The following is a 12,789-nucleotide window of genomic DNA, read 5'->3' as shown; positions in this document are numbered from 1 at the left end:
CCCCCGAACGAGGTAAGAGAACGCTGTAAAGGATTTATACTGCGAGGACGAGGCCCGAGTGTGGTCGGACTCGCACGGGGGACCGTCGAAGTCGTGCCGTATCGGGAGTCGTGGAGCGACGCGTACGACGCGGAGGTGGCTCGGTTACGGAGCGCAGTCGGTGATCGCGTCCGTCAGTTCGAACACATCGGCAGTACCGCGGTCGAGGGGATGCCGGCCAAGCCGATACTCGACGTGCTCGCCGTAGTCGACGAATCGACGACCGCGAGCGACCTCGTCCCAGCGCTCGAAACGCACGGCTACGAACGGCGCCCCGATGAGGTGGACGGGCGGGTGTTCCTCGCGAAGGGACCGCCAGAGAATCGTACGTGCTATCTGTCGATCGCCGAAGTCGGAAGCGCGTTCCACCACGAGAAGATCGCGTTCAGGGACGCGCTTCGGAGCGATCCGGAACTCGCCGAGCGGTACGCCTCGTTGAAACGACGGCTCGCGGCACGGTATCCCGAGAACCGACAGCGGTACACCGCCGAGAAGGGCGCGTTCGTGCGAGCCGTCCTCGATCGACGGGACTGACGCGGTCCGCGGTCGAGGTGCCGTCGGCGAGAGACGGGTTAGCGCCGCGTCACCGTCGACGGCCTCTGCCTCGGGGCCGGGGCCGGGAATCAGAGAGGTCGCCGTGTCGACGCGGGCTCGTCCTCGCCGTCGTCCGAGACGGGTCGCGTCGAGCGGACGGAGTCGCGACCTCGCGGCGCCTCAGTCGTCGTCTGCCGCGGGCTGCTCCGCGCCGGCCTCGGCGGTCGCCTCGTCTCGCGGCCCGCCCGCGTGCCCCTCGTGGGCGACGGCGGTCGCCATGAGGTGCGGCGGGATGGCGGGCACCTCGTCCTCGTCGACCGGACCGTCCTGCGCGATATCCTCCGTCGACCGCGGGAATTCGCGGAGCTCCTTATGGACCGCGATACCGGCCTTCGCCCCCTGCCCCATCGCGACGGGCACCTGATTGTGGCCGGGCGTGATGTCGCCCACCGCGAAGACCCCGTCCTCGCTGGTGCGGCCGTGGTCGTCGACGTCGATCTCGCCGCCGTCGGTCAGGTCGCAGCCGAGCGCCTCGGCGAGCGCGGTGTTGTAGTCGGAGCCGTACATCGGGAACCCACCCCGGTACTCGCGGCGGGTGCCGTCCTCGAACTCCATCGCTTCGAGCCAGCCGGAGTCGGGATCGTTCTCGACGCCCGAGATGTCGTCGTGAACGACCTCGACCGGGTGCGCCTCCAGCTGCGCCGCGGTCTCATCGCTCCACGTCGGCTCCGCGCCGCGCGTCAGGAGGTCCACGTCGTCGGTCATGTTCAGCATGATCATCGCGACGTGCGCGGCGGCCTCGCCGTGACCCATCACGTACACCGGCTCGTCGACGAACATGTAGGCGTCACAGTGGAGACACCAGTGGAGCCCCTTCGCGTTCCGCGGGAGCGGCGGCTCCGGGCGCTCGTCGGAGAAGCCCGTCGCGAGGACGACGCGGTCCGCGAGGATCTCGCTGTCGTTCGTGGACAGGCGGAACCGATCGTCGTCGGTGCGCTCGACGTCGGTGACGAAGCCGCGCTCGAAGGTGCCGCCGTACGACTGTACCTGCTCGCGCCCGGTGGCGAGCAGCTCGTTCCCGGACACTTCCTCTGTGACGCCGATCACGTTGTGGGTGTCGGCCATCATCGCGGCGCGGCCGCCGCCGCGGTCGATCAGCACCGTCTCGTGCCCCAGGCGGGCACCGTACAGCGCGGTCGTCAGCCCCGCCGGCCCGCCGCCGACCACCGCGATCTCGTACTCGTCGTCGGACGAACTCATTACCCGTGATACGCGCTCCGCCGGTTTAAATGGCGCCGTGGTGTGCGCGCCCCGCGACCAGCCACCGCTGGCGCGACCGTCCCGCGCTACTCGAAGTGTGCGTCCCGCCGCCGCCCGGAGCGACGCCGTCAGACCGCAGGACTCCGAGGCGGGACGAGGGGAAGGCGGTCCGGACGTTTATGAGGTCGTACCGCGTCTGGCCAGTCAGTGCCCTCTCGCCTCGCCATCGCCGTCGGCCTCCTGATCGTCGGGGCGGCCGCCGACGTCGGAACGACGTACGTCGCGCTCACCGGGAGCGAGTACGTCGAGGGGTCGCCGGTCGGCCGCCTGTTCATCTCCCGGTTCGGCCTCCTCGGCGGGATGCTCCTCACGAAGGCCGTCGGGATGGCGGTCATCGGCGTTCCGGTCGCGGTCGCCGGCGGGACGCGGCGGTTCGTCGCGACGCTGATGTGCGGCGGCGTCGGCGCGCTCTCGCTGGCGGTCGCCGCCCGAAACCTCCTGTTCGTCGCCGGACTGTGGCCGTGACTCCGCGATCGTGGGCGGGGTCGCTTCGTTGGGCGGAGTCGCCTCGCTGAGCCCGGTCGCCTCGCTGACCCCGAAGTGAGCCAACCGGCGGGCGCGGCCGCCGCGACCCCAGCCGTTTTGCGTCACCGGCCACAGGCGAACGTATGTCACGACAGTCCGCTCCGGCGCCGTCCCCGCCGGAGACCAGACGCGAGGTCGTCACGGAGACGCTCCACGGGATCGACGTCGACGACCCGTACCGGTGGCTCGAAGGCGACGACGCGGCGGTCAGCGAGTGGGCCGACGCCCAGAACGACCACGTCGACGCCGCGCTCGACGACGCCCTCCGCGACCGCCTCCGCCCGCGCTTCGCGGACCTCGTCGAGGTGGCCGACTACGGTCCGATCAGCGTTCGCGAGGGCCGGTACTTCGCAACGGTCCGCGAGCCCGGCGCGGACCACGCTCGGCTCGTCGTCCGCGACGCGCCGGACGGCACCGACCGCGTCCTCGTCGACCCGAACGCGTGGGCGGCGAACCGCGACGGCGACCGCCCGCCCCGGTCGATGGCGTGGTACGTCCCCTCCCACGACGGCGAGCGTGTCGCGGTCGGCGTCACCGACGGGGGCGACGAGAACTACGACGTGCGCGTCCTGTCGGTCCCCGATCCGAGCGACTCCGGAGTTGAGTCTCCGGAGGCCGAGGGATACGGCCCGGGCGTCGAGCAGATCGCGTCCCTCCCCGACCGCGGCCGCGTCAACGCCGGGAGCCTCGCGTGGACGGCCGACGACGAGGGGCTCGTCTACGTCGCCACCGGCGGCGCGGCCGACGGCGCGCAGATGGACAAGGAGATCCGCCGGTTCCGGTTCGCGGACGGCCCCGACGCGGAGTCGGTCCTCCTCGAACACGACGACCAGCACGTCTGGCCGCGCGTGACCGTTGACCCGGACTCGGGACTGCTCGCGGTCGCTTTCTCCGAGATGGTGGGCGGCACCGAGTGGTACGTCCGAGTCGACGGCGACCTCCGGCCGGTCCTGACCGACACCGACGCCGAGACCTCCGTCCGGTTCCACGACGGAACGGCGTTCGTCTCGACGGACCACGGCGCACCCCGGCGACGGCTGCTCGCCTGCTCCGTCGACCGCTTCCGCGAGGGGGACCTCTCGTTCGAGGAGTGCCGTGAGGTCCTCCCCGGCGGCGAGGGGATCCTCCAGTCGGTCGTGCCGACCCCGGAGCGCCTCCTCGTCCACCGCCAGCGGGACGCCCACTCGCGGCTCTCTGTCCACGACCGCGACGGGACGCACCTCCGAGACGTCTCGCTGCCGTCGTACTGCTCTGTCACGTGGGTCTCCGGGAACCGCGACGCGCCCGAGGCGTTCTTCGGCCTGACCGGCTTCGACCGCCCGCCGGCGGTTCGGAAACTCGACCTCGCCGACGAATCGCCGGGCGAAGGCGACGGGGTCGGCGAGGGCGGCGACGCGCCCGAACTCGCGTCGGCGGAGGTCGACTCGGTGGACCTCCCCGTTCCCGACGACCTCGTCGTCGAACAGCGGTTCGTCGACTCGACGGACGGCGCCGAGGTGCCGGTGTTCGTCTGCTACCGCGAGGAAGTGAACGTTGAGGGTCCCCGTCCGACCGTGCTGTACGGCTACGGCGGATTCCGCAACAGCATCACGCCCTCGTTCGGCCGGTTCCGGCTCCCGTTCCTCGCCGACGGCGGCGCGTTCGCGGCGGTGTGCGCCCGCGGCGGCTACGAGTACGGCGAGCCCTGGCACGAGGCCGGCATGCTGGAAGACAAACAGCACACCTTCGACGACTTCGTCGCGGCGGGCGAGGCGCTCTGCGAGTCGGGGCTCACCGACGCGGACCACCTCGCGGTCGCCGGCGGGTCGAACGGAGGGCTCTCGGTCGGCGCGGTGGTCACCCAGCGCCCGGATCTGTGGGCGGCCGCGCAGTGCGCGGTCCCGCTGCTGGACATGCTCCGGTTCCACCGGTTCCTGCTCGGCGAGTCGTGGACGACGGAGTACGGTCACCCCGAGGACCCGGAGGCGTTCGAGTATCTCAAGGAGTATTCGCCGTACCACAACGTCGATCCCGACGCGACCTACCCGCCCGTCTACTTCACCACGGCCGCGAGCGACACGCGCGTCCACCCCTCGCACGCCCGGAAGATGACCGCGCGGCTCCAGCACGAGGCCGAGGGCGGCCCCTTCCTCCTGCGGACTAAGTCAGAGACGGGCCACGGCGTCGGCAAGCCCGCCTCGATGGTCGTCGACGAGCAGACCGACTCGTGGGCGTTCCTCTACGAGCGGTTGGACGTGAAGGTCGGGAGCGACGATCGCGGCGTGGGCGGGGAGGCCGCCGGCGATCCCGCCGACGGCGCCTGACTCACTCCCCCTCGTAGAGGCGCTCGGCGGTCAGGTCCGGCAGGTCGGCCTCGCGGACCGCCTCGGCGACGCGGTCGATGTCGTACTCCACGCGATGCGTCTCGACCGCGTCGGCCCCGTCGGCCGTCGTGTCGAGGACCGCGTAGCCCGCCCGCGGGTCGCCGTCGCGGGGCTGGCCGACGCTGCCCGGGTTACAGACGAAGCCGCCGGCCACCTCGCGGACCCCCTGAACGTGGGTGTGGCCGAGGACGATCCCGTCGTACTCCCCCATGTGCCGGTCGAGGGTCGGGAAGTCGTCCGGGTAGACGTAGGCGTCCTCGCGCTCGGCGGCGGGGTGGGAGTGGGCGAGCAGGTACCGGTCGCCCCCGAACGTCTCCGTGCGCGGGAGATCACCGATCCAGTCGCGCTGGTCGGCCGACAGCGACGCCTTCGCGCGTTCGAGCCCCGCCTCCGCCATCCGGTTGGCGCGGTAGCGCTCGGGGGTCTCGACGGTGCGGTCGTGGTTCCCGCGCACTGTCGCGGCCGCGACATCGCGCACGCGCTCGACGCAGTCGGCGGGCCACGGGTTGTAGCCGACCACGTCGCCCGCGCAGTAGATGCGGTCGACCGTCGGCATGTCGTCGAGGACCGTCTCCAGCGCGGGGAGGTTCGCGTGAACGTCCGAGATGAGACCGATCTTCATCGAGACGTGATTCGAATGGCGGGAGGGAATAGGTTGTGGCGAGAGGGGCCATAAGACGAGTGACCGGGGTGTGAGGTTTCGGGAGGCATTTTAATAGGTATCCGCGGTGGCGCGTGCCTGCGAGCGGCCGCCGAAGGCGGCTGCGAGGAGCACGCGCGAGGAGTCGGTGGTCCGAAGCGAAGCGGAGGACCACCGACAGGGCGAGAGCACCGCTCTCGCTTACAACCGGACATCGTCCGGTGACGAGGCTGGGGAGCCGTGAGGTGCGGTGCGGTCGCGGTCGGATGGGACTCGAAGGGGCAGTCGCGAGGCCGCAGTAGGCGACGTAAGCACCGCAGCGAGCGGAGCGAGCGAGGAGCGCAACGAGCGTACTGCGGCCTCGCGACTGGGGCTTCGGTGGTGTTCTCCACCGATTCGCAAACGACCGTTTGGGTCTGTTGAAATCCTCAGCAGGGGATACGTTCTTGGAGTCGTACTGAATACAGAGCGCGTATTCAGCATCTATGGCCTGAACGTATGCTCCGAAATAATCGCATTTGAGGGCTTGTGTACGATAACAACCTCAAGTTCGTCAGCGTCACCATCGCTAAAATCAACCCCCTCATCTCCACTATTTAATCGGAATTGGATCGTGTCACTTGGAGACCATATATTTGAATCGTCAACGACTATTATTTGATCTCCATTGTATTCGGAAGTAAACTGTCCACCTGTTGAATCAACCAAATTATCTCCCTGTATATCATCGTTGTCGATCGAGCGTGGAAAGGGTCCATCACTAGGGAGGTTGACTAATCGTGCCTCCTTGGGAAACTCACTACCAGAGCCAGATACTCGAACAATAATCTCAATCTCCTCAACAGCAATACTGTCACCAGCAACGTGTGTAATCTGGACAACTTGCTCATTCTCCCCACCTCCAGGAATGAGTTCACCAGTTGTATCTCCGACAATCGGAGCGGGTTCAGTAAGATTCTCTGTAATCCCCAAGAAGGCCACAGAGACTGTCGCCGCTAAAATAACGACAATTGCCACCACAAGAATAGTCGAGATAACGGGTGTGACAGCGCGATCCTGCTGGCTCATTGCCATTTCTATGCGCTACTGGCGAATACAGTTACCGGACTTGCTGCTGAATGTATCTCCTGTATCTCGCACGCCGATCCTATCAATGATTAAGGATTTCAACGGAGCCGGCTATTTATCAACGGATGAATGAGGCCTCGGAGGCGTTCCCTACCGGTCCCTACGCTTTGACCTTCTCGCGGAACCGCTCGCGGACCTTCTCAACCTTCGGCTGCGCGTGCATCGTACAGTAGGCGTCGGCCGGGTTCTTCTCGAAGTAGTCCTGGTGTTTCTCCTCGGCGCGGTAGAACGTCTCCAGCGGTTCGACCTCGGTCACGACCTCGTCGTCGTAGCCGCCCTCCTCGTCGAGGGCCGCCACGTACTCCTCCGCGAGCCGCCGCTGCTCGTCGTCGTGAGAGAGCACGATCGAGCGGTACTGGCTCCCAACGTCCGGGCCCTGTCGGTTCAGTTGCGTCGGGTCGTGGACCGTGAAGAACACTTCGAGGATGTCCTCGTAGGAGAGGGCGTCGGCGTCGTACTCGACCTGGACGACCTCCGCGTGGCCGGTGTTGCCGGTACACACCTCGCGGTAGGTCGGGTCGTCCGCGTGGCCGCCGGCGTAGCCGGAGGTGACGCTTTCGATCCCGTCGAGCTGCTTGAACGCCGCCTCGACGCACCAGAAGCAGCCGCCGCCGACCGTCGCCGTCTCGGTCTCTGTCATGGGATCCCGTTGGCGTCGCAGACGTATTAATGACCCGCGGCGTGCGGCGGGTGTGCCGGCTGGCGATCCACAGCTAACTCGAATCGCGGTCACGATGTGCCGGACCCCGTCCGAGGAATCAGCGAACCGAGGCACCAAGTTCTCCGAGCGGAGATGTTCCCCAGATGATCGAGTGGTTCGGTGGTGGCGAAAACGCTCTATCCATGCTCATCCCGCTGGTCGGGATCTGCGTCATCGTGGTTGCCGAACGAGTGACCGGGACCAACCGCGCCAAACGGTACGTCCTCCCGGCGTTCGTCCTCTGGTTCGGCCTCCGAGCCGTGATCGGACTCGAACAGGGACCGATCGTTTCGCTTCCCCCTCCGATCGGGCTCCTCCTCGCCGTCTCGCTTCTGGTCGGGTTCCTGTCGCTGCTGCTGTACGGGTTCTACGTCCTGTGGGCGGGACGGGACCCGATCGCCTCACGCGCGTGACCTCGTGTCCGGCGGTCGGGCTCCGACCGCCCCCGTCGCCGAACGCGTTCGCCCGGCAACCCTGCGGTCGAACGGTAGACCTTTGCCGTCGCCCGCTCCAGTCCCGGTATGGTCTCGCTGGGACTGGTGGTGGCGCGGTTCAACGACTCCGTCACGGAGCCGATGGCCGAGGCCGCCCGCGAGGCGGCGGCCGACCGCGACGCCGTCGTCGTCGACGAACTGAGCGTGCCGGGCGCGTACGACAGCCCGCTGGCCGCCGACCGCCTCGCGCGCCGCGAGGACGTCGACGCGGTCGCGGTCGTCGGCGCCATCGTCACCGGCGACACCGACCACGACCGGGTCATCGCGACCGCGACCGCCGAGAAGCTCACCGACGTGAGCCTCGACCGGGACACGCCGGTCACCTTCGGCGTGAGCGGCCCCGGGATGTCCGGCGCGGAGGCGCGCGAGCGGATCGACAAGGGCGCGGACGCGGCCGCGGCGGCGATCGACCTCGCCGAGGAACTCGACTGACACCCACGAGCCGACTACACACGACACATGAGCGACGCATACGACTTCTCGGAGCGGATCGGACGCGTAGAGCCCAGCGCGACGCTGGCGATATCGAACCTCGCGGCGGAGAAGGAGGCCGAAGGAGCCGACATCGTCGACCTCTCGGTCGGCGAGCCCGACTTCGACACCCCGGAGAACGTCGTCGAAGCGGGCAAGGACGCGCTCGACGCAGGCCACACGGGATACACCTCCTCGAACGGCGTGCCCGAACTCAAGGAGGCGATCGCGGCGAAGCTCCGCGGCACCGGGATCGACGCCGACGCGGACGAGGTGATCGTCACCCCCGGCGGCAAGCAGGCGCTCTACGAGACGTTCCAGACGCTGATCGACGAGGGCGATGAGGTCGTGCTCCTCGACCCCGCGTGGGTCTCCTACGAGGCGATGGCGAAGCTCGCCGGCGGCGACCTCTCTCGGGTCGACCTCGCGCCGCACGGGTTCCAGCTGGAGCCCGCGCTCGACGAGCTCGCCGAGACGGTCTCCGACGACACCGAACTCCTCGTCGTCAACTCCCCGTCCAATCCCACCGGCGCGGTGTTCTCCGAGGCCGCGATGGAGGGCGTTCGCGACCTCGCCGTCGAGCACGACGTTGCGGTCATCTCCGACGAGATATACGAGCGCATCGTCTACGACGCCGAGCACGTCTCGCTCGCGAGCCTCGACGGGATGGCCGACCGCACGGTGACGATCAACGGCTTCTCGAAGGCGTACTCGATGACCGGCTGGCGGCTCGGCTACCTCCACGCCACCGACGAGTTCGTCGGCGAGGCGGGCAAGCTCCACTCCCACTCCGTCTCCTGCGCGACGAACTTCGTCCAGCGCGCCGGGATCGAGGCCTTAGAGAACACCGAGGCGGCAGTCGAGGAGATGCGCGACGCCTTCGCCGACCGCCGCGACCTCCTCGTCGACCTGTTCGACGAGCACGGCGTCGACGTCGACGTCGGCGACGGCGCGTTCTACATGATGATCCCCGTCGACGACGACGATCAGGCGTGGTGCGAGGCGGCGATCGAGGAGGCCGCGGTCGCCTGCGTCCCCGGGAGCGCGTTCAACGCCCCGGGCTACGCGCGCATCTCCTACGCCGCGAGCGAAGAGCGCCTGCGCGAGGCGGTCGACCGCCTCGTCTCGAACGACCTGCTGTAGCGGGGGACGGTCTCCGGACCGGCGCGTCGCGGCCGGCACACCGCCGCGCTCTCGGGAGCCCTCCCGGTCGACGCATCGCCTCGCTTTTCGTCAGTGCGTCGTCGCTGAATTCTCCAGCTGAGCGGCCGCATCCCCCAGTAGCGCGAATCTGCGGTGCGTTTTTACCGCTGCTCCGCGAAGTTTCAACTCGGTGGTACGATGTACGACAACATACTGTTCCCGACGGACGGAAGCGCCGGCTCGGAAGCGGCGGCGGCACACGTGAGCGAACTCGCGTCGGCGTTCGACGCGACGGTCCACGTGGTCCACGTCGTCGACACCCGCGAGGGCGGCCTCGGCGTAAGCGGGGCGTTCGTCCACGAAGACAGCCAGGCGATGAGCGGGGTCTCGCCGGAGACGGGCTACATCGGCAGACACGAGGACGTCGACGCCGACGAGGTCGAGGCCGAGCTCACCGCTCACGCGAGAGAGCTCGTCGGGGCCGCGGCGGAGTCACCGGACGACATCGACATGACGACGGCCGTCGAGATGGGGACCCCTCACTCGGCGATCCTCCAGTACGCCGACGACCACGACGCCGACCTCATCGTGATGGGGACCCACGGCCGCACCGGCGTCGAGCGCTACCTGCTGGGGAGCGTCACAGAGAAAGTCGTACGGCTGGCGGACGCGCCCGTCGTGACGATCCGGGCGGACGAATCGGACGGCGAGTGACGGTCGCTCCGTCACCGCAGCACATTTTCCCGGCGCCCCGCAACGGGACCGCATGGACGAGGCCGAGCGAGAGGCGATACTCGACCGGGTCACCAGCCAGAGCGCGACGGTCGGCGCGTCGGTCCCGGACGAGGTCACCATCGACGGCACCGCGGTCGACCTCTCCGAGTTCATCGTGGAGACGCGCGCCGTCGACACGGTCCCGCCGGAGGTCGAGCGCAAGGTGTCGTCGGTGAAGTCGACGCTCCGCGCCGAGCGCGAGCGTCGGATGGCCCGGCTGCGAGGCGAAGGCGCCGAAACCAACGCGGGCGACACCCCCGATGACCCCCCGCTCGACCGTGAGACCGCCGAACGGCTCGCGGACGAGGTCGTCGGGATCGACCGGGCGCTGAACGCATTGGAGACGATCCGCCACCCCGACTTCGCCGACGCGCACCGCTCCGCGACGCTGGACGGCCACGAGCGCTGGCTCGCCTTCGTCGACGAGGTCCGGTGATCGCGGGCCTCGGCGGGCGTCCGATGCGACGTTCCGAAACCCTTACTCCCGGTCCGGGACACCTGCTCGTATGAGCGATACGTCCGAGTCGACGGATGACGCGGGGGAGTCCCCCGACGGGGGCGACGACGCCGCGGCCGCCGTCGACGCCGAGGAGGTCCGTCACGTCGCCGACCTGGCGCGCGTCCGGCTCGCCGACGACGAGGTCGACGAGTTCGCGGCGCAGTTCGGCGACATCTTAGAGTACTTCGAGGCGCTCGACGAGGTCCCCGAGACCGAACGCGAGGAGGACCTCGTCAACGTGATGCGCCCCGACGAGGTCCGCGACGGCCTCTCGCAGGAGGAGGCGCTCGCGAACGCCGAGGAGACGGAAGACGGCTTCTTCGTCGGCCCGAAGGTGTCGTAGATGGCGGCCGACATCAACGCCTTCGTGACGGAGGAGCGGATCGAGGGCGACGCGGACGCGGACGGTCCCCTTGCGGACGCGACCGTGGCAGTGAAGGACAACATCTCCACCGAGGGGGTCCGGACGACCTGCGGCTCGGAGATGCTCGCCGACTACGTCCCGCCCTACTCCGCGACCGTGGTCGACCGGCTGACCGACGCGGGCGCGACGGTCGTCGGGAAGACGAACATGGACGAGTTCGGGATGGGGACGACGACCGAGACCTCGGCGTTCGGCCCCACCCGGAACCCGGTCGACACCGACCGCGTCCCGGGCGGCTCCTCGGGCGGCTCCGCGGCCGCGGTCGCGGCGGGCGAGGCGGACGTCGCGCTCGGCTCCGACACCGGCGGCTCGGTGCGCTGTCCGGCCGCGTTCTGCGGCGTCGTCGGGATCAAGCCGACGTACGGGCTCGTCTCCCGGTACGGGCTCATCGCGTACGCGAACTCGCTCGAACAGATCGGGCCGATCGCGGGCACCGTCGAAGAGGCCGCCGCAGCGCTCGACGTCATCGCCGGCGACGACCCCCACGACGGGACGACCCGCGACCTGCGCGAGGTCGAGGGCGCGGACCCGGACGCGAGCTACGCCGCGGCCGCGGACGGCGACGTGGCGGGGCTGACGATCGGCGTCCCCACGGAGCTGTTCGAGGGCGCCGACGAGCGCGTCGTCGAGACGGTCGAGGCCGCGATCGCGGACCTCGAAGCGCAGGGCGCGGAGACGACCGACATCTCCCTGCCGTCCGTCGAGCACGCGGTCCAGGCGTACTACGTGATCGCGATGGCGGAGGCGTCCTCGAACCTCGCGCGCTTCGACGGGGTCCGGTACGGCCACCGGAGCGGCGCCGACGGCAACTGGAACGAGTCGTTCGCGGAGACGCGCGAGGAGGGGTTCGGGGCGGAGGTCAAGCGCCGGATCCTCCTCGGCACGTACGCGCTCTCGGCCGGGTATCACGACAAGTACTACGAGAAGGCGCAGGACGCCCGCGCGTGGGTCCGGCAGGACTTCGAGGCGGCGTTCGACGAGGTAGATGTCATCGCCTCGCCGACCATGCCGGTCCTCCCCTTCGAACTAGGCGAGAGCCTCGACGACCCGCTGCGGATGTACCTCGCCGACGCGAACACGACGCCGGCCAACCTCGCGAACCTCCCAGCGATCTCGGTCCCCGCCGGCGAGGCCGACGGGCTCCCGGTCGGGCTCCAGCTCGTCGGGCCGAAGTTCGGCGAGGAGACCATCGTCCGCGCCGCGAGCGCGGTCGAAGACAGATGAGCCTCACGGACGAGGAGCGGGACCGACTGGCGGACGTGGTCCGCCTCCAGCCGACGAAGAACGGCGAGCTCCAGGACGCCTGGGAGATGGAGAGCGGCAGCGAGGTCCACGGCTACCTCGAGAACCACCTGAAGGAGTACTACTACCGCGACGACGACAGCCTGATCCGCGCGACGGCGGAGGCGAACGACCTCGTCGACGTCGAGCCCGGGGTCGAGCCCGACGCGGTCGCGCGCGGCGCGGTCCCGGAGACGATCCGCGTCTCCGAGCTGGAGTCGCAGGTCACCGAGGTGCTCGCCGGACCGGACGAGCGCTCGCAGTCCGTCGTGAGCGTGCTCAACGCGCTCCGCGAGGCGTTCGACGCCGATCCCGAGGTGGACGCGGTGCGGCGGGCGCTCCGCAGTCTGGAGCGCAAGAACGTCGTCGAGGTGGTTTACCGCACCGTGCCGACGTTCCGGCTGGCGGTCGCGCGCGACGAGATCACGGTCGAGGTCGAGGAGTAGGCGCCCGT

At 69.1% G+C, this 12,789-nt stretch carries 15 protein-coding genes; 11 read left to right on the top strand and 4 right to left on the bottom strand.

Annotation, left to right across the window (positions count from 1 at the left end):
- Positions 1-60: 60 nt before the first annotated feature.
- Entirely contained in the window at positions 61-573 is a 513-nt protein-coding gene (locus Z052_RS04425) for a GrpB family protein (RefSeq protein WP_094520932.1), read from the top strand.
- Positions 574-753: 180 nt separating this feature from the next.
- Here Z052_RS04425 and Z052_RS04420 read toward each other — a convergent pair whose 3' ends face one another.
- On the bottom strand, positions 754-1,833 hold the full coding sequence (locus tag Z052_RS04420; protein WP_094520933.1) for an NAD(P)/FAD-dependent oxidoreductase: 1,080 nt from the start codon (positions 1,831-1,833) through the stop codon (positions 754-756).
- 207 nt (positions 1,834-2,040) lie between these two features.
- On the opposite strand from Z052_RS04420, the gene Z052_RS04415 reads away from it, so the two are divergent.
- Positions 2,041-2,358 (top strand): hypothetical protein, encoded by a 318-nt coding sequence (locus tag Z052_RS04415; RefSeq protein WP_049933489.1) that lies wholly within the window; start codon positions 2,041-2,043, stop codon positions 2,356-2,358.
- 143 nt (positions 2,359-2,501) lie between these two features.
- A complete protein-coding gene (locus Z052_RS04410) occupies positions 2,502-4,721 on the top strand; it encodes a prolyl oligopeptidase family protein (protein WP_099288857.1) in 2,220 nt (739 codons plus the stop codon).
- 1 nt (position 4,722) lies between these two features.
- On the opposite strand, the gene Z052_RS04405 is transcribed toward Z052_RS04410, so the two are convergent.
- The 3 genes from Z052_RS04405 to msrA all read right to left on the bottom strand — a co-directional run bounded on the left by Z052_RS04405 (position 4,723) and on the right by msrA (position 7,189).
- Entirely contained in the window at positions 4,723-5,403 is a 681-nt protein-coding gene (locus Z052_RS04405; RefSeq protein WP_094520935.1) for a metallophosphoesterase, read from the bottom strand.
- Positions 5,404-5,904: 501 nt separating this feature from the next.
- On the bottom strand, positions 5,905-6,489 hold the full coding sequence (locus Z052_RS04400) for a type IV pilin (RefSeq protein ID WP_094520936.1): 585 nt from the start codon (positions 6,487-6,489) through the stop codon (positions 5,905-5,907).
- Between the two features lie 160 nt (positions 6,490-6,649).
- Complete coding sequence (gene msrA / locus Z052_RS04395) at positions 6,650-7,189, bottom strand: peptide-methionine (S)-S-oxide reductase MsrA (protein WP_049930066.1); 540 nt, start codon at positions 7,187-7,189, stop codon at positions 6,650-6,652.
- 164 nt (positions 7,190-7,353) lie between these two features.
- Here msrA and Z052_RS04390 point away from each other — a divergent pair, with 164 nt between their 5' ends.
- The 8 genes from Z052_RS04390 (at position 7,354) to Z052_RS04355 (ending at position 12,781) form a co-directional block, all read left to right on the top strand.
- A complete protein-coding gene (locus Z052_RS04390; protein WP_049930064.1) occupies positions 7,354-7,662 on the top strand; it encodes a hypothetical protein in 309 nt (102 codons plus the stop codon).
- 108 nt (positions 7,663-7,770) lie between these two features.
- On the top strand, positions 7,771-8,175 hold the full coding sequence (gene ribH, locus Z052_RS04385; protein ID WP_049930063.1) for a 6,7-dimethyl-8-ribityllumazine synthase: 405 nt from the start codon (positions 7,771-7,773) through the stop codon (positions 8,173-8,175).
- A 27-nt stretch (positions 8,176-8,202) separates the two neighbouring features.
- On the top strand, positions 8,203-9,357 hold the full coding sequence (locus Z052_RS04380) for a pyridoxal phosphate-dependent aminotransferase (protein ID WP_049930061.1): 1,155 nt from the start codon (positions 8,203-8,205) through the stop codon (positions 9,355-9,357).
- A gap of 198 nt (positions 9,358-9,555) precedes the next feature.
- Positions 9,556-10,071 carry a universal stress protein gene (locus Z052_RS04375; protein ID WP_094520937.1) on the top strand — a complete coding sequence of 172 codons (516 nt, stop codon included), beginning with the start codon at positions 9,556-9,558 and terminating at the stop codon, positions 10,069-10,071.
- Between the two features lie 52 nt (positions 10,072-10,123).
- Positions 10,124-10,567, top strand: a complete 444-nt coding sequence (locus Z052_RS04370) for a DUF5788 family protein (protein WP_049930057.1) — start codon at positions 10,124-10,126, stop codon at positions 10,565-10,567.
- Positions 10,568-10,637: 70 nt separating this feature from the next.
- Positions 10,638-10,973, top strand: a complete 336-nt coding sequence (gene gatC, locus Z052_RS04365) for an Asp-tRNA(Asn)/Glu-tRNA(Gln) amidotransferase subunit GatC (RefSeq protein ID WP_086216470.1) — start codon at positions 10,638-10,640, stop codon at positions 10,971-10,973.
- Positions 10,974-12,278, top strand: a complete 1,305-nt coding sequence (gene gatA / locus Z052_RS04360; RefSeq protein ID WP_049930055.1) for an Asp-tRNA(Asn)/Glu-tRNA(Gln) amidotransferase subunit GatA — start codon at positions 10,974-10,976, stop codon at positions 12,276-12,278. It abuts the gene before it with no gap.
- A complete protein-coding gene (locus Z052_RS04355; RefSeq protein WP_094520938.1) occupies positions 12,275-12,781 on the top strand; it encodes a DUF5797 family protein in 507 nt (168 codons plus the stop codon). Before gatA ends, Z052_RS04355 begins: the two co-directional genes overlap by 4 nt.
- Positions 12,782-12,789 lie beyond the last annotated feature (8 nt).

It is taken from the genome of Halorubrum sp. C191 (assembly GCF_002727095.1).
In the GTDB taxonomy this organism is placed as follows: domain Archaea; phylum Halobacteriota; class Halobacteria; order Halobacteriales; family Haloferacaceae; genus Halorubrum; species Halorubrum ezzemoulense.
Note: the sequence above shows the minus strand (reverse complement) of the source record. Positions and strands in the feature narration are given on the sequence as shown.

Coding starts and splice junctions, on each gene's coding strand:
- Z052_RS04420 (WP_094520933.1), bottom strand. CDS start 1,833: ATGAGTTCGTCCGACGACGAGTACGAGATCGCGGTGGTCGGCGGCGGG.
- Z052_RS04410 (WP_099288857.1), top strand. CDS start 2,502: ATGTCACGACAGTCCGCTCCGGCGCCGTCCCCGCCGGAGACCAGACGC.
- Z052_RS04405 (WP_094520935.1), bottom strand. CDS start 5,403: ATGAAGATCGGTCTCATCTCGGACGTTCACGCGAACCTCCCCGCGCTG.
- Z052_RS04400 (WP_094520936.1), bottom strand. CDS start 6,489: ATGAGCCAGCAGGATCGCGCTGTCACACCCGTTATCTCGACTATTCTT.
- msrA (WP_049930066.1), bottom strand. CDS start 7,189: ATGACAGAGACCGAGACGGCGACGGTCGGCGGCGGCTGCTTCTGGTGC.
- Z052_RS04390 (WP_049930064.1), top strand. CDS start 7,354: ATGATCGAGTGGTTCGGTGGTGGCGAAAACGCTCTATCCATGCTCATC.
- ribH (WP_049930063.1), top strand. CDS start 7,771: ATGGTCTCGCTGGGACTGGTGGTGGCGCGGTTCAACGACTCCGTCACG.
- Z052_RS04380 (WP_049930061.1), top strand. CDS start 8,203: ATGAGCGACGCATACGACTTCTCGGAGCGGATCGGACGCGTAGAGCCC.
- Z052_RS04375 (WP_094520937.1), top strand. CDS start 9,556: ATGTACGACAACATACTGTTCCCGACGGACGGAAGCGCCGGCTCGGAA.
- Z052_RS04370 (WP_049930057.1), top strand. CDS start 10,124: ATGGACGAGGCCGAGCGAGAGGCGATACTCGACCGGGTCACCAGCCAG.
- gatC (WP_086216470.1), top strand. CDS start 10,638: ATGAGCGATACGTCCGAGTCGACGGATGACGCGGGGGAGTCCCCCGAC.
- gatA (WP_049930055.1), top strand. CDS start 10,974: ATGGCGGCCGACATCAACGCCTTCGTGACGGAGGAGCGGATCGAGGGC.
- Z052_RS04355 (WP_094520938.1), top strand. CDS start 12,275: ATGAGCCTCACGGACGAGGAGCGGGACCGACTGGCGGACGTGGTCCGC.